This window comes from uncultured Modestobacter sp. (assembly GCF_947486615.1).
GTDB lineage: Bacteria > Actinomycetota > Actinomycetes > Mycobacteriales > Geodermatophilaceae > Modestobacter.
The window spans coordinates 343,394-364,022 of the sequence record NZ_CANKUD010000003.1 but is presented as its reverse complement, the minus strand read 5'-3'; the positions used below and the strand labels follow the sequence as shown (position 1 = coordinate 364,022).

Here is a 20,629-nt window from a genome sequence, read left to right as displayed (position 1 = left end):
AGCCAGCGGGGGGGCGGCGTCCAGCGGCCCGCGGCGTACCAACCGGGCCCGGCGCACCTCCCCCTGGGGGCGGGGCCAGGTCAGCTCGCCGACGGCGAGCACGAGGGTGTGCACGACCGCGAAGACGAGCGGCACGAGCAGTGCGGTCACCCCGAGGCTCCCGGGGGCGGTGCCCCCGACCCCACCGACCGCGACCATCAGCGCCGCGGCTGCCCCGAGCGCCAGGGCGGTCGTCGCCGCCAGCCGCGCGTGCCGGCGGGCGGCGGAGACCGACGCCTCGTGACTGGGCGGCGACCGGTGCCCGATCGCGAGGACGAGGCCGATCGGGCAGGCGAGCGCCAGGACGGCGAGCAGCGGCACCAGTGCCACGGCGTCCTCCACACAGTCATTGAATCAATGGATTGACACAATGCCGTGTGTGCCTGGCCCCGGGCAAGTCCCGGAGGGGGTCAGTCGGTGGTGACGAAGTCGATGAGCTCCTCGACCCGGCCGATCAGCGTCGGCTCCAGGTCGGTCCAGACCTTGACCCGGGCCAGGATGCGCTGCGCCCACACGTAGCCGGTGTCGTCCTCCCAGCCCAGTCGCTTGCAGACGCCGGTCTTCCAGTCCTCGCCCCGCGGCACCGTCGGCCAGGCCGTGATGCCGACGACGGAGGGCTTCACGGCCTGCCAGATGTCGATGAACGGGTGCCCGACGACGAGGGAGTGGTCGCCGGTGATCTGGGCGGCGATCCGGGACTCCTTGGAGCCGGTCACCAGGTGGTCGACGAGCACGCCCAGCCGCCGCCCGGACGAGGGGCGGAACTCCTTGACGATGCCCGGCAGGTCGTCCACGCCGTGCAGCGGCTCGACGACGACGCCCTCGATCCGCAGGTCGTGGCCCCAGACCTTCTCCACCAGCTCGGCGTCGTGCTTGCCCTCCACGTAGATGCGCCCCTCGCGGGCCACCCGGGCGCGGGCGCCGACCACGTAGGTCGACCCCGACGCGCTGCGCTGCGGGCCCGACGGTGCGTTCTGCTTCGGCCGCACCAGCACCACCGGCCGCCCGTCGACCCAGAAGCCGGGGCCGAGCGGGTACGCCCGCACCTTGCCGAAGCGGTCCTCCAGGTGGACGACGTCCTTCTCGCAGCGCACGACGGCGCCGACGAACCCACTGCTGGGGTCCTCGACGACGACGTCCTTCAGCGCCTCGACCTGTGGCGAGGGCGCCTTCTTGGTGCGCGGGTGGACCAGGTCGTCGTACGGCGAACGGGGAGGCACGGCTCCATGCTCGGATGGGACGGCGCCCGGTCGGTGGCACGACACGCCCGGTGCCCGGGGTCGCCCAGATCCGATCGGCGTGTCGGACGGACGGGTCCGTCCGGCGTGTCGGCCGCGCGCCCCCTACCTGACCTGCGACGACACCGGCAGATCCGGCCGGCGCCGACGCGCCTGTGGTGACGCAGGGTCAGGTCGATCATGGACTGCCTGTTTCCGGGTGGTCTCGAGGGGCAGTCCAAGAGCAAGACCTGAGCACGAACCCCGAGCGAAGGAGCGGAACCATGATCGGCACCGACACCCTCGACCGCGTGATCGGCGCAGACGTCTACGACGCTGACGGCGACAAGATCGGCACTGCTTCCGAGGTCTTCCTCGACGACCAGTCCGGCAACCCCGAGTGGGTCACCGTGAAGACCGGCATGTTCGGCACCAAGGAGACCTTCGTGCCGATCCGGGAGGCCGACCTGACCGGTGACGGCCTCCGCGTACCGGTGAGCAAGTCCGCCGTGAAGGACGCCCCCAAGATCGACCAGGACGGGCACCTCTCCCCCGACGAGGAGGCGGAGCTGTACCGCCACTACGGGATGCACGGCACGTCGGACACGACGCGGACCGAGACGGCTCGTACCGACACCACCACCGGTGTGGCTGCGGGGACGACCGACACCCGGGGCACCGACGTCAACCGGCACGGCACCAAGGGCCACGACACCTCCGGCCCCACGACCGACGACGCGATGACCCTCTCCGAGGAGCGCGTCAACGTCGGCACCCGCCAGGAGGAGACCGGCCGGGCCCGGCTCCGCAAGTACGTGGTGACGGAGAACGTGACCGAGACGGTCCCCGTGTCGCACGAGGAGGTCCGCGTCCAGCGCGAGCCCATCACCGAGGCCAACCGTGGCAACGCGATGGACGGCCCGGCGATCTCCGAGGAGGAGCACGAGGTCACGCTGCACGCCGAGCGTCCCGTCGTGGAGAAGGAGGCCGTGCCGGTCGAGCGCGTGCGCCTGGACACCGAGACGGTGACCGAGCAGCAGCAGGTGTCCGAGACCGTCCGCAAGGAGCAGGTCGACACCGACGACGTCAGCGACACCACGCGTCGTTGATCTGAGGCCCCGTCCTCCGGGACGGACCTGATCCCGCCAGCACCCGCCCCGGCCGTTCGGGGCGGGTGCTGTGCTGTCCGGGGTCGGGGGGCCGGCTGCCGCCGTGACAGATTGACCGGGTGACTGCGGACGTGCGGGTGGCGGTGGTCGGGGCCGGGATCGTCGGGGCGACAGCGGCGTGGCAGCTGGCCCGGCGGGGCGCGGACGTCGTCCTGGTCGAGTCCGGTGAGACCGGCCGGGCCACCTCGGCCGGCGCCGGCATCGTGCAGCCCTGGCGGCCGGCGGCCACCGGGTCGTGGGGCGCCTACAGCGACCTCGCCGGGCAGACCTGGCCCTCCCTGGCCGCCCAGCTGGCCGCCGACTCCGGGCAGGACCCGAGCTACGCCGCGGTCGGTGGGCTGACCCTCGGCAGCGACCCGCAGGGCCTGCGGGACGCCGCCGACGACCTCGCCGCGGCGGCCGCCGCACGCGGCTGGTCCGGGCTGGGGGACGTCGAGGTGCTCCCTCCGGGGGCGGCCGCCCGCCGGTTCCCGGTGCTGCGCACCGACCTGCCGGCGCTGTGGGTGGGCGGCGTCGGCCGGGTGGACGGCCGGCTGTTCCGCGACGCGGCCGTGGTCGCCGCCGAACGGGCCGGGGTGGACCGGCGGTCGGGCCGCGCCGAGCTGGTGGCCGAGGAGGGCCGGGTGCGCGGTGTGCGGGTGGACGGCGTCCTGGTCGAGGCCGACGCCGTCGTCCTGGCCGCCGGGGCGTGGACGACGCAGCTGGTGCGCCCGCTGGGCGCCGAGCTCGCGCTGGGCCCGATGCGCGGCCAGATCGTGCACCTGCAGCTGCCCGACGACGGCACCGCGGGCTGGCCGACGGTGATGACGGCGGGTGAGGAGTTCGGCCACCACTACCTGCTGGGCTTCCCCGGCGGCCGCGTGGTGGTGGGTGCGACCCGCGAGCCGGACGCCGGGTTCGACCACCGGGTCACCGCCGCCGGGCAGCGGCAGGTGCTCGACGCCGCGCTGACCCTGGCGCCGGGGCTCGCCGAGGCGACGGTGCTGGAGACCCGGATCGGGTTCCGCCCGGTCACCCCGGACGGGTTCCCGCTGCTCGGTGCGCTGCCCGGGTGCGACGGGCTGGTCGTGGCGACCGGGCTGGGCGCCAACGGGCTGACCTACGGCCCGCTCATGGGCCGGCTCGCCGCCGGCCTGGCCCTGGGCGAGCAGCCCCCGTTCGACCTGACGCCCTTCCGCCCCACCCGGTGAGGCCCGTCGTTCAGCCGGCGGTCGGGGGCAGCGTCTCGCCGGGGTGCGGCATCACCGGGGCGCCGGCCTCTTCCTCCAGCACGTCGGCGGCCGAGCCGACGATCAGCGGGTCGGGAGTGCCCACGGCGTCGGCGTCCTTGCCGGTGTAGTCGAACCGGGCGAGCACGTGTCGCATCGCCTCCAGCCGGGCGCGCTTCTTGTCGTTGCTCTTGATCACCGTCCAGGGGGCGTCCTCGGTGTCGGTGTGCAGGAACATCGCCTCCTTGGCCTCGGTGTAGGCCTCCCACTTGTCCAGCGAGGCGAGGTCGGTGGGGGAGAGCTTCCACTGCCGCACCGGGTCGATCTGGCGCACGATGAACCGGCTGCGCTGCTCGCCGCGGGTGACCGAGAACCAGAACTTGACCAGCTTGATGTCGCTCTCGACGAGCATCCGCTCGAACTCCGGGGCCTGACGCATGAAGAGCAGGTAGTCCTCGGCCGTGGTGTAGCCCATCACCCGCTCGACGCCGGCGCGGTTGTACCAGGAGCGGTCGAACATGACGATCTCGCCGGCCGCGGGCAGGTGCTGGACGTAGCGCTGGAAGTACCACTGGGTGCGTTCCCGCTCCGAGGGCTTGTCCAGCGCGACCACCCGGGCGCCGCGGGGGTTGAGGTGCTCGGTGAACCGCTTGATCGTGCCGCCCTTGCCGGCCGCGTCCCGTCCTTCGAAGACAAGCACCATCTTCTGGCCGGTCTCCTTGACCCAGCCCTGCAGCTTGAGCAGCTCGATCTGCAGCCGGCGCTTCTCGATCTCGTACTCGCGCCGCTCCATCCGCTCGCTGTAGGGGTAGCCCTCGCGCCAGGTGTCGACCCGGTTGCCCGTCGGGTCGAACAGCTCGCGGTCGTCGTCCCAGTCCTCGTCGGAGCTGGTGTCCGGCAGGGCGTTGAGCCGCCAGCGGGACAGGTCGACCACGGGCGACGGGATGTCCTCGGGGGCGTGGTCGCGCGTCTGCTGGGTCATGTCGTCTCCGGTGAGCGGGGGCGGGTTGCCGGTCCGATCCTGCCCGGCCCCGGCTCCGTACACCTCTGCCCGGGCCGAGCGCCGGGTGAACTCCTGAGGCGGACGTTCCACGTGGAACGTGTGGGGCGCCCCGGCTCACGGGCGGCTACGGTCCGGCCATGGTCGACCTGCCCACCGCGACCCAGCTGCTCGCCTTCGGGAACGGCCGCATCCCCCGGCCCGCGTCCGCCCATCGGACGCTGCTGGCCGAGGGGGTCGTGCTGGCCGACTACGACGACCCCGGCCACGTCTTCCTGGTCACCGTCACCCAGGTGCCCCGGGTGCACCTGCCGACCGGCTCGCCGGTCGTCGCCCAGGTCGACGGCGTTGCGGTGCGACTGGTCGACGTCGAGCTGGCCCATTAGGTCACCGTCGTGCTCGCCGGCACCGGCCCGGTGGCCGACGCGCAGGCTGCCCGGTATGCGGCGGCGTTCGCCGCCTGGGGTGCCGCGGCCAACGAGAACGGCGACCCGCCCCGAGCCCGGCCGAGCAGCTGGCCGGCCTGCCGTGCCGGCTGGCCGACGACGTGGGCACTCGGTACCGCCTGCACACCGGTGAGGTCGGTGGGGACGACGCCCCCTGGCGGGTGGCCTGGCGGTACCTGCCCGCACCGCCACCGGAGGCCCGGGAGCTGCTGGTCGACGTCGCCGCAAGCCCGACCGTCGTGCTGTCGTTGCCTGCAGGCTGATCGCGCGGCAACCGCCTCGACAGCCGCGCCAGGATGGGGCGTGCCCACGTCTCCCCGGTGGTCCGCCGACGTCCGCCCGGCCGACTGGATCGCCCCGCGGTTGTCCCGGGAGCTCGGCACGGTCACGTCGGTGGTGCCGGACGGCTTCCCCGCCTACGCCCGGGTGCTGCACCCGGCCGACGAGGACGTCCGCTGGGCGCAGGTCGCCGCGGACACCGGTCGGCTCGTGCACCCGCTGGTCCAGTGGCACCGGCTGGTCGGCTCGGACGACCCGGCGAACGCCGCCGGCGCGGACTGGCCCGGCGGCGCACCGCGCACCGGTGAGCTCGAGCCGGCCAACCTGGCCGCGCTGCTCGCGGTCGTGCGCCGACACACCTCGACCCCGCAGACGTGCTGGTACTGCCTGTGGGAGGGGTGGGGCTGGCTGCCCGGGTCGCCGTCGGTCGCCGTCCTCGGATCGGCCGAGCCGGTGCCGCCGGCGTTCCCCGCTGAGGTGCTGGACGGGCCGCGGGCGCGGCACCCGCTCGGCCGGGACCACCTGCTCTTCTCCGGGCCGCTGGAGTCGGCGCTCGAACTCGGGCACCACGCACGGCCGGACTGGTTCATCCCCCAGTCGCCGCAGTTGCTCTGGCCCGACGACCGGGCGTGGTGCGTCGGCACGGAGATCGACTTCGACTCCACCCTGGTCGCCGGCACCGCGGAGCTAGTCGACGACCTGCTGACCGCCGATGGGCTGGAGGTGTGGCCGGTGCGGCCCGGGGACTCGCTGCGGTCCGACGGTGACCTGCTGAACTGAGGTCAGGCCGCGTGGGCCGCCGTCCGGAGGCGGTGCAGGTGGTCGATCAGGTCGTCGCCGACCCGGCCCCAGGTGCGGCCCTCGACCGAGGGTCGGGCGCGGGCGGCGGCCGCCTGGAGGGCGGTCCGGTCGTCGCGCAGGCCGGCGACGATCGCGGCGAGCAGGTGCGGGTCGGCCCCGGCCCACAGCCAGCCGTTCTCCCGGTGCCGCACCAGGTCCAGCGGCCCGCCGGAGGCGGCGACGACCGCGGGCACGCCGGCGGCGAGCGCCTCCTGCACCGCCTGGCAGAAGGTCTCGTCGGCGCCCGGGTGCACGAACAGGTCGAGCGAGGCGACCACGGCGCCCAGCTCGGCACCGCCCAGCTGGCCGAGGAACCGGGCCCGCGGCATCAGCCGGGTCAGCGCGCGGCGCTGCGGGCCGTCGCCGACCACGACCAGCCGGACGCCGGGCAGCTCGCTGAGCGGGGCGAGCAGCTCCAGGCGCTTCTCCACCGCCAGCCGGGCCACCACGCCGACCAGCAGCTCGCCGTCCGGGGCGAACTGCTGGCGCAGCGTCTCGTCCCGGTGGCACGGCGCGAACTGGTCGAGGTCCACGCCGCGCGGCCACAGCGCCACCGGGCCGATGCCCTGCCGGGCCAGCACCGCGGCGGTGGCCGAGGAGGGGGCCAGGGTGAGGTCGGCCGTGCCGTGCACGCGGCGCAGGTAGCGCCAGGCCGCCGGCGCCCCGCCGGGCAGCCGGTACCGCTGCGCGTAGGCGGCGAGGTCGGTCTGGAAGACGGCGACCGACGGCACGCCCAGGGTGCGGGCGGCCCGGGCGGCGGCCAGGCCGAGCACCGCGGGGGAGGCCAGGTGCACCACGTCGGGGGCCAGCCGGCGCAGCACGGCGGTCAGGTCGCCGGCGGGGCGGGCGAGGGAGAGCTGCCGGTAGCGGGGCAGCCGCATGGCCGGCACGGTCACCACCTCGACCCGGGCGCCGCACCGGGACTCGTAGCTCGCGCCGGATGGGGCGACCACCACCGGGTCGTGCCCCCGGACGGCGAGGTGGTCGACGAGCCGGAGCACCGAGTTGACCACGCCGTTCACCGCCGGCAGGAACGTCTCGGCCACCACGGCCACCCGCAGCCCGGTCGACCCGGGCACCAGCACCGGGAGCGCGTCGGCGGTCAGCTCGACGAGACCGGCGTCCTCACGCAGCACGGGAGGCCCCGGAGCGGCTGGGTGGCTCGGGAGCCGCGGTCTGCCGCCGCACCGGCACCGGCCGGGCCGGCACGCGCGGCCGGCGGGGGTGCGCGGCGACGACCGGCGGGCTCGCCTCGGTGACGGCGGCGACGGCGTACTCGGCCAGCGCGGCCAGCTCCCGGCGGTCGGCGCCGGCCGGGTCGAGGGCGGGCAGCAGGTGCACCTCGACCACCAGGCCGCGGGTGCGCACCACCCGGGCGATGCTGCGCCACAGCGGCTCGTCGGCCAGGTAGCCGGCGACGGCGCTGGCCGACCCGCCGTCCACCCGGTAGCGGACGGCGACCGGGCAGACCGGCGCGGCGGCGTCCACGGCGGCCTGGAAGAACGCCGGCCGGAACCGGCCCAGCTCGACCCCGCAGGACGTCGTCCCCTCCGGGTGCACGGTCACCGGCGTCCCGGCCCGCAGCACGTCGGCGGCCTCGGCCACGGTGCCCGGCAGGGTGCGGATCCGACCGCGGTCGAGCAGCACGACCCCGGCCCGGCGGGCCAGCGGCCCGATCAGCGGCCACCCGGCGACCTCACGCTTGGCCACCGGGAGCCCCGGCACCACGGTGAGCATCGCCAGGTCGTCGACCCACGAGACGTGGTTGCTGACCACCAGCTGGCCCGGGCCCCGGCCGGCGCCGGCGCGCGGCCAGGCGGTCGGCGAGGAGTGCACCTCGACCCGGACGCCGACGGCGGTGAGCACCCGGGCGGCGCCGCAGACCAGGAGCCGGCGGCGACCGCGGGCGGTCATCAGGGGGGCCTGCACGGAGGCCGCCCCTGCCCCGGCGAGCGCGGCGGTCAGCCGCAGCCACCGGCGGCGCCGGGTGGCGGGGTCGACGGACGGCGCGGCGTCGGCGGCGCAGGCCGCGGTGCAGGAGGAGACGGGCACCCAGCTCATCGGACACCGCCCAGCAGCCGGTCGAGCACCCGCGCCGGGATGTCCTCCATCGCCAGCAGCACGTACAGGTCGGCGGTGCCGAACGCCGGGTCGTAGGCCGGCCGGCCGCAGACCCGGGCGCCGAGCTTGAGGTAGGCGCGCAGCAGCGGGGGCACCAGGAGCCGGTCGGGCAGCGGTGGGGCGGAGACGTCGAACGGCAGGTGCGGCACGACCCGCAGCCGGGCCGGGGCGAGGTGGCGGCTGCGGACCAGGTCCCAGACGCCGGCCATCGTCGCGCCGCCGTCGGCCAGCGGGACGGACGCGCAGCCGGCCAGGTGGGTCGCGCCGCGGTCGAGCACGTACCGGGCGACCCCGCCCCACAGTGCGGTGATCACCGCGCCGGAGCGGTGGTCGGGGTGCACGCAGCTGCGGCCGGCCTCGACCAGCCCGGGGCGCAGGGACGCGTGCCGGGAGAGGTCGAACTCGCCGTCCCCGTAGCTGCGGCCCGCCGCGGCGGCCCGTTCCGGCGGCAGCAGGCGGTAGGTGCCGACGACCTCCCCGGTGGCCTCCTCGCGCACCAGCAGGTGGTCGCAGAGCTCGTCCCACTCGTCGGCGTCCCGCCCGGCGGCCGCGGCCGGCGGGTCGAGCAGCGCGCCGCACTCCAGGGCGAACACGCGGTGGCGCAGCCGCTGGGCGGCCTCGACGTCGGCGGGCCCGGCGGCCAGGGAGGTGGTGTAGCGCAGCGGTGGGGCGGAGGTCGGTGCGGGGTCGGCCAGTGCGGTGGTCACCAGTGCTGTGGTCACGACGACACCTCGGGTGTCGAGAGGCCCCTGGACGAGGCCCGGACGCCGCCAGGCTCAGCGGGTCAGGTGTCCGCGCGGTGGCGCAGGCGCGGCGCGTCCCCGTCGGGACGGCGAATGTCGGCGCAGGTGACCACCGATCGGGTGAACGGTCAGGCGGCGATCCGGCCGGCCAGCTCCTCGGCGTAGCTGCGGGCCGCGTCGGCCTCGGCGGCGGCCTGACCGCGCAGGTCGGCCATCGCAGGCACCCGGTCGGCCAGGGTCAGCTGCAGGGTGATCACCGAGACGCTCATCCCGAACGACCGGCCGAGCACCAGCTCCAGCGGCGGCACGGTGTGGTCCCAGCTGGCCTGCTCGCCGCCGGAGTCGTAGCTGGCGCCCCGGCTGGAGACGACGACCGCGGTGCGCCCGGCCAGCGGCCGGGCCTCGAAGTCGCCGAACGGCACGGTGGTGCCGAGCACGTGCACGTGGTCGACCCACGCCTTGAGCGTCGAGGGCAGCGACCAGTTGTACATCGGCGCGCCGACCAGCAGGACGTCGGCGGCCAGCAGCTCGTCGAGGTGCCCCTGCTGCCGCGCCTCGGCCGCCGGGTCCACGGTCTCGGCGTCCGTGCGCAGCCGCGGCGCCCAGTGCAGCGCCGCGTCGGGCAGGTGCGGGGGTGGGTCGGCCTGCAGGTCGCGGGAGGTGACGGTGAACCCCGCGCCGCGCTCCTGCCAGCCGCGCACGAAGGCGGCGGTCACCTCGCGGGACGCCGAGCTGCGCGGGTCGGCGGACGAGTCGAGGTGCAGCAGGTGCGGCATCGGGGCCTCCCGGGTCGGTGTGCGGCGCCCCCACCCTTGCACCCGGGGCCCTGGCCGCCCGACCCGGCCGCCGGCCGCGTGGATCAGGGCAGCGAGACGCCGTCCAGGTAGCGCCAGGCGCCGTCCTCGCGGGTGAAGCGGCTGCGCTCGTGCTGGGCGCCGGGCCGGCCGCCGGCCAGCCAGTGCGCCCGGAACTCGACCGTGCCCTCGGCGGCCAGCAGCGCGCCGCCGCTGGTGGCGAGCACCTCCAGGCCGGTCCAGCGCACCTCCGGGTCGATGTCCAGCGTCGACGGGCGGGTGCTGGAGTGCCAGGTGGCCAGCAGGTACGCCGGGTCGCCGACGGCGAAGGCGCTGTACCGCGAGCGCATCAGCTGCTCGGCGGTGGCCGCCGTCGCCGTCCCGTCGTGCAGCCGGCCGCAGCACTCCGCGTAGGTCAGGCCGGAGCCGCACGGGCATCGTCGGGGAGCCATCGTCGCAGTCTCCCAGCCGGAGGGGACGCCGTTCACCGAGCCGACCCCCGGTCCGGGCCGATACGTTGCAGGGACTCGGCGCCGAGGACGTCCCGGGCAGCGGCGGGGCCGTCCCGGCGGACTCGGAACCAGGCACCAGGAGGCGCGCAGTGAGCGACGCGGACCAGGAGAAGACCACTCGGATCGTGGTGGTGGGCGGCGGGTTCGCCGGCTTCTACGCCCTCAAGCACCTGCAGAAGCACCTGCCGGCCGGGCAGGTCGAGCTGGTGCTGGTCACCCCCACCGACTACCTGCTCTACAGCCCGCTGCTGCCCGAGGTGGCCACCGGCGTGATCGAGGCACGGCACATCGCCGTGTCGCTGCGCCGGGCGCTGCCCCGGGTCCGGCTGGTGCTCGGCCGGGTCACCGCCGTCGACCTGGACGGGCGCACGGTCACGGTTACCCCGGTCACCCCCGGCGGGCTGGGGGAGCCGTACGCCGAGCCCTGGGACCGGCTGCTGCTGGCGCCGGGCTCGGTGACCCGGCAGTTCGACATCCCCGGGGTCGCCGAGCACGCCCGCGGGCTGAAGACGCTGGTCGAGGCGGTGTACCTGCGCGACCACCTGCTGCAGATGCTCGACCTGGCCGACGCCGAGCCGGACACCCCCGCGGGCCGGGCACGACGGTCGGAACTGCTCACCGTGGTGGCCGTGGGCGCCGGGTACACCGGCACCGAGTTCGTCGCCCAGACCCAGCGCTGGCTGCGCACCATCGAGGCGCGCTGGGGGCGCACCCGCGCCGAGGACGTGCGCTGGGTGCTGATCGACCTGGCGGAGGCGGTGCTGCCCGAGCTCGGCCCGCAGCTGGGCAGCCGCAGCCTGGACCTGCTGCGCAAGCGCGGGATCGACGTGCGCCTCGGGGTCACGGTGAAGTCGGCCGACGCCCACGAGGTCGAGCTCACCGACGGCACCACGGTCCCCGCCCGCACGCTGGTCTGGGGCGCGGGGGTCACCGCGAACCCGCTGGTGGCCGAGCTCGGGCTGCCGCTGCGCAAGGGCCGCCTGGTGGTGGAGACGGACCTGTCCGTCCCCGGCGTCCCCGACGTGTGGGCGGCCGGTGACGCCGCCGCCGTCCCCGACCTCGCCACCGCGAAGGGCCAGGACGACGTCCCGGACACCCCGCCCACGGCGCAGCACGCGCAGCGGCAGGGCACCGCGCTGGGTCGCAACGTCGCCGCCAGCCTGGGCGTCGGGGAGGCTCGTCCCTACCGGCACAAGGACCTCGGCCTGGTCGCCGACCTCGGTGGCTGGGACGCGGTGGCCAAGCCCCTCGGCGTCCCGCTGACCGGCCCGCTGGCCAAGGTGGTCACCCGCGGCTACCACCTGTACGCCCTGCCGGCGATGGCCAACCGGTTGCGGGTGGCCGTGGACTGGCTGTGGCAGACGGTGCTGCCGCCGGAGAGCACCCAGCTGTCCGTCGTCCGGCCGGAGGACGCCCGGCTGGACGCCGCCCAGGCGACGAGGATCTACGACACCGAACGCGCCGCCCGCGACGCCGGCTGAGCGCCGCGCGGCGCTCCCGGTCGCCGGTCAGTCGGTGCCGAACTCCATCGCGGCGCGGTCGAGCAGCTCGTCGTGCTCGGACACCCGGCCGCGGGAGGCGATCGCCTCGGCGCCGCCGGCCTCCGTGGCGTCGATCAGCCCGGTCGAGGCGGCCTGCGCGGCGCCGATCGACGTGGGGGTCGAGCCGCCCACCATGCCCATCCGGGCGTACTGCTCCAGCTTGGCGCGGGAGTCGGCGATGTCCAGGTTCCGCATGGTCAGCTGGCCGATCCGGTCGACCGGGCCGAACGCGGAGTCCTCGGTGCGCTCCATGGAGAGCTTGTCCGGGTGGTAGCTGAACGCCGGCCCGGCGGTGTCGAGCACCGAGTAGTCCTCGCCGCGGCGCAGCCGCAGGGTGACCTCGCCGGTGACGGCCATGCCGACCCAGCGCTGCAGCGACTCGCGCAGCATCATCGCCTGCGGGTCCAGCCAGCGGCCCTCGTACATCAGCCGGCCCAGCCGGCGGCCCTCGGCGTGGTAGGTGGCCAGGGTGTCCTCGTTGTGGATGGCGTTGACCAGCCGCTCGTAGGCGGCGTGCAGCAGCGCCATGCCCGGCGCCTCGTAGATGCCCCGGCTCTTGGCCTCGATGATCCGGTTCTCGATCTGGTCGGACATGCCCAGGCCGTGCCGGCCGCCGATGGCGTTGGCCTCCAGGACCAGGTCGACCGGGGTGGCGAACTCCTTGCCGTTGATCGTCACCGGCCGGCCGTACTCGAAGCCGATGGTCACGTCCTCGGGGGCGATCTCCACCGCCGGGTCCCAGAACTTCACGCCCATGATCGGCTCGACGGTCTCGATGCCGGTGTCCAGGTGCTCGAGCGTCTTCGCCTCGTGGGTGGCGCCCCAGATGTTGGCGTCGGTGGAGTAGGCCTTCTCCGCGCTGTCCCGGTAGGGCAGGCCGTGGGCGACCAGCCACTCCGACATCTCCTTGCGGCCGCCGAGCTCGGTGACGAAGTCGGCGTCCAGCCACGGCTTGTAGATCCGCAGCCCCGGGTTGGCCAGCAGGCCGTAGCGGTAGAACCGCTCGATGTCGTTGCCCTTGTAGGTGGAGCCGTCGCCCCAGATCTGGACGTCGTCCTCGAGCATCGCGCGCACCAGCAAGGTGCCGGTGACCGCGCGGCCCAGTGGGGTGGTGTTGAAGTAGCTGCGCCCGCCAGACCGGATGTGGAAGGCGCCGCAGGTCAGCGCGGCGAGCCCCTCCTCGACCAGGGCGGCGCGGCAGTCGACCAGCCGGGCGAGCTCGGCGCCGTAGGCGCTGGCGCGGCCGGGCACCGAGCCGATGTCGGGCTCGTCGGCCTGGCCGATGTCGGCGGTGTAGGTGCAGGGCACCGCGCCCTTGTCGCGCATCCACGCGACGGCCACCGAGGTGTCGAGCCCTCCGGAGAAGGCGATGCCGACGCGTTCGCCGACGGGCAGGGAGGTGAGCACCTTGGACACGATGAGGATTATGCACGGGCTTGCATGACCATGCAAAGGCAGGGGTGTGCTCGCTGATCGTCCGTCCGGTCAGCCCGGCCGGGCCGCCAGGGCGGCGCGGGTGGCCGGCGCCGAGGCGGCCGACAGCGGCATCCGGACGTCCGGGGTGGGGATCCGGCCGTCGGCGTGCAGCAGCGCCTTGATCACCGCGGGGCTGGGCTCGGCGAACAGGGCGAGGGCGAAGGGCAGCAGCACCTCGGCGTGCGCCCGGCCGCTGTCGAGCCGGCCGGCGAGACCGTCCTCGATCATCGCCACGAACCGGCTGGTCACCAGGTTCGCCGACGCCGAGATCGTCCCCGTGGCGCCCATGAGCACCATCGGGAAGAGGTAGGGGTCGTCCCCGCCGAGGACGGCGAAGTCCTCCGGGGCGCGGGCCAGCACGGTGAGCGTGTCGGCGTCGATGCCGTTCACCGCCTGCTTGACCCCGGCGATCCCGTCGCTGGCGGCCAGCTCGAGCAGGGCGGCCGCGCCCAGGCCGGTGCCCACCCGGTGCGGGACGTTGTAGACGACCACCGGCACCGGCGCGCGCTGGGCGACCAGCTGGAGGTGGGCGACGACCGCTGCCTCCGTGGGCCGCACGTAGTACGGCACGACGGCCAGCGACGCGGTCACCCCCCGGACGTCGGCCAGCGCCTCGTGCCGGGCGATGGTGCTGCGCGTGTCGTTCGTGCCGGCACCCACGATCAACTGGGCGCCGCGGTCGACGCACACCCGGCTGCACGTGGCCACCACGGCGTCCCGCTCGGCGTCGTCCAGCGCGGCGGCCTCACCGGTGGTCGCCAGGGCGACCACCCCGGCCGCGCCGGCGTCCAGGCAGTCGGACACCAGCTGCTCGAGGGCCTCGTGCGCCACCGCACCGCGCTCGTCGAACGGCGTCACGAGTGCGACATAGGTGCCACGCAGCTGCCCTGGACCGACCACGGCCGGACCGTAGCCGGTCAGTGGCTCAGGTCACGCTGCGGGGTGCATCCGGCGGGGTGGGTCCGGGCGAACACCCGACGTGGAGTTGCGTCCTCGAGCCGAGCAGCAGTGGGTGGTCCAGCCGTTGATCGATGCCGGCCTCGACCTGGACGAGATCGGGCAGCTGGTCTTCCGGCTGGCCTTCACCGCCATCGTCACCGAGGGCTGCGGCGCGCTGACCAGCCTCACGGAGCTGGTCGCCGACCGGTCGGCCGAGGTTCAGGAGGCCTGGTGCCAGGTGATCACCCGGATGCTGGTGCTGGACGCGTCGCCCTGAGGTCAGCGGTCCTGCGGTGTCGGCAGGAGCCCCGCCCGGCGTGCTGCCGCGACGGCGGCCGCGCTGCTCTGGACGTTGAACTTCCGGCGGACGGCGACCAGGTGCTGCGCCACGGTGTTGGTGGCCAGCCCGAGCTCCTCGGCGATGTCGGCACCGGTGCGGCCGCCGGCGACCAGCTCCAGCACCTGCGTCTCCCGGGCGGTCAGCCGGGGTTCCTGGTCCGGGTGTCCGCCGGCCGCCCGCACGGCGGCCTCCAGGGCCAGCAGCTCGGACTCGGCCAGCAGCACGGCGCGCTCGCCGGACGGGGTCTCAAGGACCAGGCGCTGCTCGCCCCGCGCGATCACGGCCAGGAGGTCGGGCCAGGTCGGCAGCGCGCCGGGATCGACCGATCGGTCCACGGTGCGCTCGTCCCCCTCGTGCAGGTGTCTCTCGCACGTCCCCGTGCGGCCGGCGTGGCCGGGCCATGATCGGAAGCGCCCAGCGCGGACGATCATTCCTCCTCCCACTGGTCCGGGTGTGGCGCCCGGGTGCGCCGGGGCTCGAGGGGCGGGTGGTCCGCTCGGGCCACCGCGACTCGTAATCGTTTCGGAACCCAAGCAGACGCTCGGTGGCCTAGGTTGCACGCCGGGGGTGGCGACGGTCGCTCGTGGCGGTGCGGACGGGGGTGGCATGGGTCAGCGGGAACGGGACACCAGGAGGCCTGCGCGCGTCCGCGCCGGGCTCGTCGACCTCTGGGGCGACGACCTGCCGCCGACGGGCGACCCGGTGCTCGCCGTCCTCGGCGACGCGGTGGCGCTGGACGACCAGCAGGGGATCGAGGACGGCTTCGTCGTGCTCGGCGAGCGGTTGCCGATCGCCACGCTCGCAGAGCTCGTCCGGGGTGATGGCTCTCCCGCCGACCGGCTGTCCCTCCTCCCGGCGGCACTGCAGCTGCGCCTGGCCCCGCTCCTGTAGCCCCTGGACGGCGTCGCGTTCGGCCGGCGGTGGCGCGGGGGCACATCGGTGCGTTCGGCTCAAGGTTCGTTGCGCCCCGCCGATTCATGCTTCTAGAACTCACGGTGAGCTTCTAGAAGAGGCGGAGGGTCAACATGGCGGCCTGGCGGCGGACCGGATCGAGCACCGCGGCGCCCGTCGGGCCGGAGCCACGGGACGTCGAGTCCGTCGAGCAGGTGATCGCCGTCCTCGACCGCGGGGTGAGCAGCCCCCTCGACGCGCACCGCGCCATCGTGGCCACCCTCGTCGACGAGCTGGGGCTCTCCTACGGGGCGGTGTGGCTGCCCGATCCCGACGGCCCGTTCCGGCTGGTGGGCCAGGCCGGTGAGCTGGCCGAGGCGATCGCGGCCTCCCCGGCGGGCCGGCTGGAGACCGTCGCGCCCGGCGACGGGTACGGCGGTCAGGCGATCCGCACGAAGACCGCCGTCCTGGTCGGCCTGGACAGCGACCGGGCGACCTGCGCGCGCTGGGCCGGTGCGCTGTCGGTCGGCGCCACGCACGGCTGCGTCCTCCCGCTGGTGGAGAAGGGTGTCGTCACGGCGCTGTACGAGTACTACGACCGGGGAGAGCTGCCGTTCACCGGCGCCCGGCAGGGCAAGTGGGACTCCCTGGGCCGGCTGCTCTCGCACGCCCGTCGCGCCGCGCTGGCGAAGGCGGAGCTGCAGGAGACCCTCGACGACCGCGAGGCGGTGACCAGCGTGGTCACCGAGATCGGTGCCGCCAACGACCAGGCGTCGGCGCTGCGGATCGCGCTGGAGACCGTGCGGGAGGCCTTCGGCTGGGCCTACGGCTCCTACTGGGCCCTGGACGAGACCGCGAACGTGCTGCGCTTCCAGCAGGAGTCCGGCTCCGCGGGTGAGGAGTTCCGGAAGGTCACCCTGGCCGCCTCCTTCGCCGAGGGGGTGGGCGTCTCCGGCCGCGCGTGGCGGTCCCGGGACCTGTTCTTCGTCCGCGACATCGGCGAGATGACCGACTGCGTGCGCGCACCGGCCGCCCAGCGCGCCGGGGTGAAGTCCGGCGTCTGCTTCCCGCTGATGGTGGGCGGGCGGGTGATCGGCACGATGGACTTCTTCGTCACCACCACCATCGAGCTGTCCGAGTCCCGCCGCTCCGCGCTGCGCAACGTCCAGCAGCTGGTCTCCCAGCGGCTGGACGTGCTGCGCCGCACCGAGGAGTCCGCCGACAACGCCCGCGAACTGCTGGACACCGTGTCCCGGCTGCGCGAGGCCGCCGGTGACGCCGGCCGGGTCGCCGAGAACGCGGTCAGCCAGGCCTCCACCATGACCGGTGAGGTCGAGGCCCTCGACGAGGCCTCGGCCGCGGTCGGGGAGGTCATCCGGATCATCTCCGGCATCGCCGACCAGACCAACCTGCTGGCCCTCAACGCCACCATCGAGGCCGCCCGCGCCGGCGAGCTGGGCAAGGGCTTCGCCGTCGTGGCCAGCGAGGTCAAGGACCTGGCCCGGGAGACCGCCGACGCCACCCAGAAGGTCTCCGACCAGATCGCCGGCATCCAGGCCAGCAGCAAGGCCGTCGCGGAGGGCATCCACACCACCAGCGAGATCATCGGCCAGCTCGACGCCGTCCAGGCCCGGATGGGCGAGGTGCTGGAGGAGCAGGCCCGGATGGCCTCGGCCTTCCGCGGCTGACCAGCCGGCGGGGGCGCGCCCTCCGCCGGCGCCGGTGCACACCGACACCCGGGGCGACGGCGTCCCGGTCCACGGCACCCACGGATCGGGTGCCTCGAAGAAACGGAGTTCTGCCATGCCACACCGCCGCCACCGGGCCTCCGGCGCCCACCACTGCGGCACCTGCCCGCCCCGGCGCCCACGCGCCCGCCGGGTGACCGCGCTCGCGCTCGCCGCCGGTGGGGCTGCGCTGGTCAGCACCGGCGCGCTCTCCAGCTGGGACGCCACGGCCAAGGTCGACTCGGGTGACCTCACGGCCAGCAGCGGGGAGACCACCCTGCTGGACGCCAACGGAGGGGCGTTCAGCGCGGCGGTGGCCAACCTGCTGCCCAACGACTACTTCCACCGGTACGTCGACGTCCGCAACGACGGGACCCAGGTCCACACCTACACCGGGACGGTGAGCGCCACCGGCGACCTGGCGGGGTACCTCTCGGTCGACGCGGTCACCTGCTCGGTCCCGTGGACGACGGTGGCGGGGGCCAGCATCTGCGGTGGCGTGCAGGGCACCAGCCTGGTGTCCGGCGCCTCGGCGCTGAACGCGCCCGTCGTCCTCACGCACGGGAGCATCGCCACCGGCGCCGCGGCGGCCCAGCACGTGCGCTACACGTTCACGTTCGCCTCGAACGCGCCCTCCAGCCTGCAGGGGAGGGCCGGCAAGGTGACGATCGCGGTGAACAACACCCTGGTCGGCGGCAACGACCGCACGTCCGGCTGAGTGCCGGTCGATGACCGCGCAGTCCTGCAGATGCCGCCCGGGCGGCCGTCCTCCGCGGGGAGGGCGGCCGCCGCGGGCGGCGGTACCGCGTGACCGGCCCGCTCGGGCCGCGTGGACCGTGCTCGCCGTGCTGGTGGTCGCCGCGATGATCGGCGGCACCACCACCCCGGCCCGCGCCGCCTGGCAGGCCGGCGCGTCCGTGGTGTCCGGGTCGCTGACGATGGCTCAGGTGGGCAGCCGGTTCGCCGCGGTGGCCGGGCGGGGCGCGGTCGCGGCGAACGGTGCCAGCTGGTCCATCACCGGCCTGGCGACCGCCGCGACCGGCTACGTCGACCTGGTCAACGCCTCCACGGTGCCGGCCCGGCTCTCCCTGACCGTCACCGCCGGGACCCTGGTCGGGGTCAGCCCGGCGGCGGTGTGCTCCCAGCCGTGGAACACCACGACCGGCGCCTGCCCGGGGACGGCGACGCAGATCGGGCTGGCGATGGTGCTCGGTACCTCGACCGGCGGCCACAGCACGGAGGCGCTGCTGCCGGTCGCCGGGCGGGTGCACCTCAAGGCCAGCGTCACCGGCGTGCTGAACACCGTCACGCTCACCGCCGCAGACGTCGTCCCCCGGCCGGCCGGGGACCGGACCACGTCGTGAGCGGTGCCCACCGTGCTCCCCGCCGGCGAGGACTCCTCCGCCGGGTCGTCTCGGCGGCCGTGCTGGCGCTGCTCGTGGTCTCCACCGCCGCCCTGGCCGCGGCGCACGTCCAGGGCGCGCGCTTCGTGCCCGTGCTGACCGGCTCGATGAGCCCGTACGCCCCGGTGGGCTCGCTCGTGCTCACCGTGCCGGTCGCCGGGCAGGACGTCGTCCCCGGCGACGTGATCGCCTTCCGGCCGCCGGCGCCGTTCCAGGTGGCGGGTGACCGGGCCGTCCTGCACCGGGTCGTCTCGCTGGGCACCCAGGACGGTCAGCGCTACCTCACGACGCGGGGCGACGCGAACGCCACCGCCGACCCCTGGCAGGTGCGGCGGGAGGACGCCCGTTTCGGGCGCAGCGTCCTCGTCGTGCCGTGGCTGGGCCGGGTCGTCGCCGGGGGCGGCACGGCGACGATGGCGCTCGTCCTGGGCGCCGCGGCCCTCCTCGCGGGCGGCCGCGCGCTCCTCGGTGGGCGGCGGCACCGGGCCGGAGCCTGCGACTGCCTGCCGTCAGCCGGTCCGGCGCGGGTGGGATGACGGCACCGCCACTCAGCCGGGACCGGGCGAACCCGCCGGGTACTCCCGCAGCGGCACCTCGCCGGCCGACCAGGCGGTGAGGATCGGCTCCACGATCCGCCAGGACTGCTCGGCCTCCACGTCGCTGATCGACAGCGCCTGCCGGCCGGTCAGCATCTCCTGCAGCAGCAGCCCGTAGGCCGACAGCGGCGGAGCCGGCAGGTCGATCTCCAGGGCGCGCCGCTCCAGCTCGAACGGGTCGTCGGCGCCGTTGAGGTTGATCCCCAGGCTGATGTGGTCGGGGTCGAAGCTCATCCGCAGCACGTCGGGCTCGGCGTCGCCGCGACGGCCGAACGCCTGGTGCGGCACCGGCTTGAAGTGGACGGCGATCTCCTGCCGGCCCTCGCCCAGCGCCTTGCCGGTGCGCAGCCGGAACGGCACCCCGGCCCACCGCCAGTTGTCGATCGTCACCGTGTACTCGGCGTAGGTCTCGGTCTGCCGCGCCGGGTCGACGCCGTCCTCGCTGGTGTAGTCGGGCAGGTCGCGACCGGCCACCGTGCCTGCGGTGTAGCGGGCGCGCACGGTGTCCCGGGCCATGTCCACCGGGGGCTGCACCGCGCGCAGCACGTCGGCCTTGCGCGCGGCCAGGCTCGGGCCGTCGATGGCGTTCGGGGGCTCCATCGCGATCAGCGCCAGTTGCTGCAGCAGGTGGTTCTGCAGCATGTCCCGCAGCGCGCCGGCGGTGTCGTAGTAGCCGGCCCGGCCCTCCAGGCCCAGGGTCTCGTCGAAGACGATGTCCACCCGGTCGACGTGCCCGGCGTTCCAGACCGGCTCGAACAGCCGGTTGGCGAACCGCAGCCCGAGCAGGTTCAGCACGGTCTGCATGGCCAGGAAGTGGTCGGTGCGGAACACCCGCTCCTCCGGCACCAGCCGGTGCAGCACGGCGTTGAGCCGGCGGGCGTCGGCCTCGTCGCGGCCGAACGGCTTCTCCACCGCGATCGTCGTCCCCTCGGGCAGGTCCACCTCGGTCATCGCCTCGAGGGTGGGCAGGAAGACGGTGTTCGGCAGCGCCAGGTAGACGACCGGCCGGCCCGGCGCGCGGCCCAGTGCCGTCCGCAGGTCCTCGGGGGTGGTCACGTCGCCCTGCTGGTACCCCAGCCGCTCGACCAGCCGGTCGCGGGCGGCCTCGGGCACGTGGCCGGCGTGCTCGGCCAGCCGCTCGCGGGCCCAGTCGCGGTACTCGTCGTCGGTCCAGTCCTCGCGGCTGACCGCCAGCAGCGTGACGTCGTCGGTCAGGCAGTCGGCGCCGAAGAGCTCGGCCAGCCCGGGCAGCAGCAGCCGGCCGGTCAGGTCACCGGACCCGCCCAGCACCACGAAGGTCACCTGCATCGTCGTCCTCGTCCCGTCGTCGTCGGCGCTCGCCTGGTCG

General features: G+C 75.0%; 23 protein-coding genes. 12 read left to right on the top strand and 11 right to left on the bottom strand.

What is annotated here, in order from left to right; genetic code table 11:
* Positions 1-449: 449 nt before the first annotated feature.
* A complete protein-coding gene (locus Q1A09_RS07990) occupies positions 450-1,259 on the bottom strand; it encodes a DUF3097 domain-containing protein (protein ID WP_299953356.1) in 810 nt (269 codons plus the stop codon).
* 281 nt (positions 1,260-1,540) lie between these two features.
* Between Q1A09_RS07990 and Q1A09_RS07985 the strand changes: the two genes are divergently transcribed.
* Positions 1,541-2,365 carry a PRC and DUF2382 domain-containing protein gene (locus Q1A09_RS07985; RefSeq protein ID WP_299953354.1) on the top strand — a complete coding sequence of 275 codons (825 nt, stop codon included), beginning with the start codon at positions 1,541-1,543 and terminating at the stop codon, positions 2,363-2,365.
* Between the two features lie 119 nt (positions 2,366-2,484).
* On the top strand, positions 2,485-3,615 hold the full coding sequence (locus tag Q1A09_RS07980; RefSeq protein ID WP_299953352.1) for an FAD-binding oxidoreductase: 1,131 nt from the start codon (positions 2,485-2,487) through the stop codon (positions 3,613-3,615).
* Between the two features lie 10 nt (positions 3,616-3,625).
* On the opposite strand, the gene ppk2 is transcribed toward Q1A09_RS07980, so the two are convergent.
* Complete coding sequence (gene ppk2 / locus Q1A09_RS07975; protein WP_299953350.1) at positions 3,626-4,615, bottom strand: polyphosphate kinase 2; 990 nt, start codon at positions 4,613-4,615, stop codon at positions 3,626-3,628.
* 158 nt (positions 4,616-4,773) lie between these two features.
* Between ppk2 and Q1A09_RS07970 the strand changes: the two genes are divergently transcribed.
* The 3 genes from Q1A09_RS07970 (at position 4,774) to Q1A09_RS07960 (ending at position 6,138) form a co-directional block, all read left to right on the top strand.
* Complete coding sequence (locus tag Q1A09_RS07970; protein WP_299953348.1) at positions 4,774-5,019, top strand: hypothetical protein; 246 nt, start codon at positions 4,774-4,776, stop codon at positions 5,017-5,019.
* Positions 5,020-5,180: 161 nt separating this feature from the next.
* Complete coding sequence (locus Q1A09_RS07965) at positions 5,181-5,342, top strand: hypothetical protein (RefSeq protein WP_299953346.1); 162 nt, start codon at positions 5,181-5,183, stop codon at positions 5,340-5,342.
* A 40-nt stretch (positions 5,343-5,382) separates the two neighbouring features.
* Entirely contained in the window at positions 5,383-6,138 is a 756-nt protein-coding gene (locus tag Q1A09_RS07960) for a hypothetical protein (protein WP_299953344.1), read from the top strand.
* 2 nt (positions 6,139-6,140) lie between these two features.
* On the opposite strand, the gene Q1A09_RS07955 is transcribed toward Q1A09_RS07960, so the two are convergent.
* The 5 genes from Q1A09_RS07955 to Q1A09_RS07935 form a co-directional block, all read right to left on the bottom strand.
* Positions 6,141-7,334 carry a glycosyltransferase family 1 protein gene (locus Q1A09_RS07955; RefSeq protein WP_299953342.1) on the bottom strand — a complete coding sequence of 398 codons (1,194 nt, stop codon included), beginning with the start codon at positions 7,332-7,334 and terminating at the stop codon, positions 6,141-6,143.
* Positions 7,324-8,259: a 1-acyl-sn-glycerol-3-phosphate acyltransferase gene (locus tag Q1A09_RS07950; protein ID WP_299953340.1), complete on the bottom strand. Its 936-nt coding sequence runs from the start codon at positions 8,257-8,259 to the stop codon at positions 7,324-7,326. Before Q1A09_RS07950 ends, Q1A09_RS07955 begins: the two co-directional genes overlap by 11 nt.
* A complete protein-coding gene (locus Q1A09_RS07945) occupies positions 8,256-9,041 on the bottom strand; it encodes a GNAT family N-acetyltransferase (protein WP_299953338.1) in 786 nt (261 codons plus the stop codon). The genes Q1A09_RS07950 and Q1A09_RS07945 overlap by 4 nt, the downstream gene beginning before the upstream one ends.
* A gap of 149 nt (positions 9,042-9,190) precedes the next feature.
* Positions 9,191-9,838, bottom strand: coding sequence for an FMN-dependent NADH-azoreductase (locus tag Q1A09_RS07940; RefSeq protein WP_299953335.1), 648 nt, complete (start codon positions 9,836-9,838; stop codon positions 9,191-9,193).
* A gap of 83 nt (positions 9,839-9,921) precedes the next feature.
* Positions 9,922-10,308 (bottom strand): YchJ family protein, encoded by a 387-nt coding sequence (locus Q1A09_RS07935; RefSeq protein WP_299953333.1) that lies wholly within the window; start codon positions 10,306-10,308, stop codon positions 9,922-9,924.
* A 149-nt stretch (positions 10,309-10,457) separates the two neighbouring features.
* Between Q1A09_RS07935 and Q1A09_RS07930 the strand changes: the two genes are divergently transcribed.
* Complete coding sequence (locus Q1A09_RS07930) at positions 10,458-11,849, top strand: NAD(P)/FAD-dependent oxidoreductase (protein WP_299953332.1); 1,392 nt, start codon at positions 10,458-10,460, stop codon at positions 11,847-11,849.
* A gap of 27 nt (positions 11,850-11,876) precedes the next feature.
* Here the strand turns inward: Q1A09_RS07930 and argG are convergent, their stop codons facing one another.
* On the bottom strand, positions 11,877-13,325 hold the full coding sequence (gene argG, locus Q1A09_RS07925) for an argininosuccinate synthase (protein WP_299953330.1): 1,449 nt from the start codon (positions 13,323-13,325) through the stop codon (positions 11,877-11,879).
* A gap of 69 nt (positions 13,326-13,394) precedes the next feature.
* Entirely contained in the window at positions 13,395-14,285 is an 891-nt protein-coding gene (locus tag Q1A09_RS07920; RefSeq protein WP_299953328.1) for a dihydrodipicolinate synthase family protein, read from the bottom strand.
* Positions 14,286-14,397: 112 nt separating this feature from the next.
* Between Q1A09_RS07920 and Q1A09_RS07915 the strand changes: the two genes are divergently transcribed.
* Complete coding sequence (locus Q1A09_RS07915; RefSeq protein WP_299953326.1) at positions 14,398-14,601, top strand: hypothetical protein; 204 nt, start codon at positions 14,398-14,400, stop codon at positions 14,599-14,601.
* A 2-nt stretch (positions 14,602-14,603) separates the two neighbouring features.
* Here Q1A09_RS07915 and Q1A09_RS07910 read toward each other — a convergent pair whose 3' ends face one another.
* On the bottom strand, positions 14,604-14,999 hold the full coding sequence (locus Q1A09_RS07910) for a helix-turn-helix transcriptional regulator (protein WP_299953325.1): 396 nt from the start codon (positions 14,997-14,999) through the stop codon (positions 14,604-14,606).
* Between the two features lie 271 nt (positions 15,000-15,270).
* Between Q1A09_RS07910 and Q1A09_RS07905 the strand changes: the two genes are divergently transcribed.
* The 5 genes from Q1A09_RS07905 to Q1A09_RS07885 all read left to right on the top strand — a co-directional run bounded on the left by Q1A09_RS07905 (position 15,271) and on the right by Q1A09_RS07885 (position 19,221).
* A complete protein-coding gene (locus Q1A09_RS07905; RefSeq protein WP_299953323.1) occupies positions 15,271-15,555 on the top strand; it encodes a hypothetical protein in 285 nt (94 codons plus the stop codon).
* A gap of 134 nt (positions 15,556-15,689) precedes the next feature.
* The gene (locus Q1A09_RS07900; protein WP_299953322.1) at positions 15,690-17,243 is read left to right on the top strand and encodes a methyl-accepting chemotaxis protein; all 1,554 of its coding nucleotides are present in this window, start codon (positions 15,690-15,692) and stop codon (positions 17,241-17,243) included.
* A 115-nt stretch (positions 17,244-17,358) separates the two neighbouring features.
* Positions 17,359-18,000, top strand: a complete 642-nt coding sequence (locus Q1A09_RS07895; RefSeq protein WP_299953320.1) for a hypothetical protein — start codon at positions 17,359-17,361, stop codon at positions 17,998-18,000.
* Between the two features lie 127 nt (positions 18,001-18,127).
* Entirely contained in the window at positions 18,128-18,646 is a 519-nt protein-coding gene (locus tag Q1A09_RS07890; RefSeq protein ID WP_299953318.1) for a hypothetical protein, read from the top strand.
* Positions 18,643-19,221 carry a signal peptidase I gene (locus tag Q1A09_RS07885; RefSeq protein ID WP_299953316.1) on the top strand — a complete coding sequence of 193 codons (579 nt, stop codon included), beginning with the start codon at positions 18,643-18,645 and terminating at the stop codon, positions 19,219-19,221. Before Q1A09_RS07890 ends, Q1A09_RS07885 begins: the two co-directional genes overlap by 4 nt.
* Before the next feature lie 12 nt (positions 19,222-19,233).
* On the opposite strand, the gene Q1A09_RS07880 is transcribed toward Q1A09_RS07885, so the two are convergent.
* A complete protein-coding gene (locus Q1A09_RS07880; RefSeq protein WP_299953313.1) occupies positions 19,234-20,589 on the bottom strand; it encodes a glucose-6-phosphate dehydrogenase in 1,356 nt (451 codons plus the stop codon).
* Positions 20,590-20,629 lie beyond the last annotated feature (40 nt).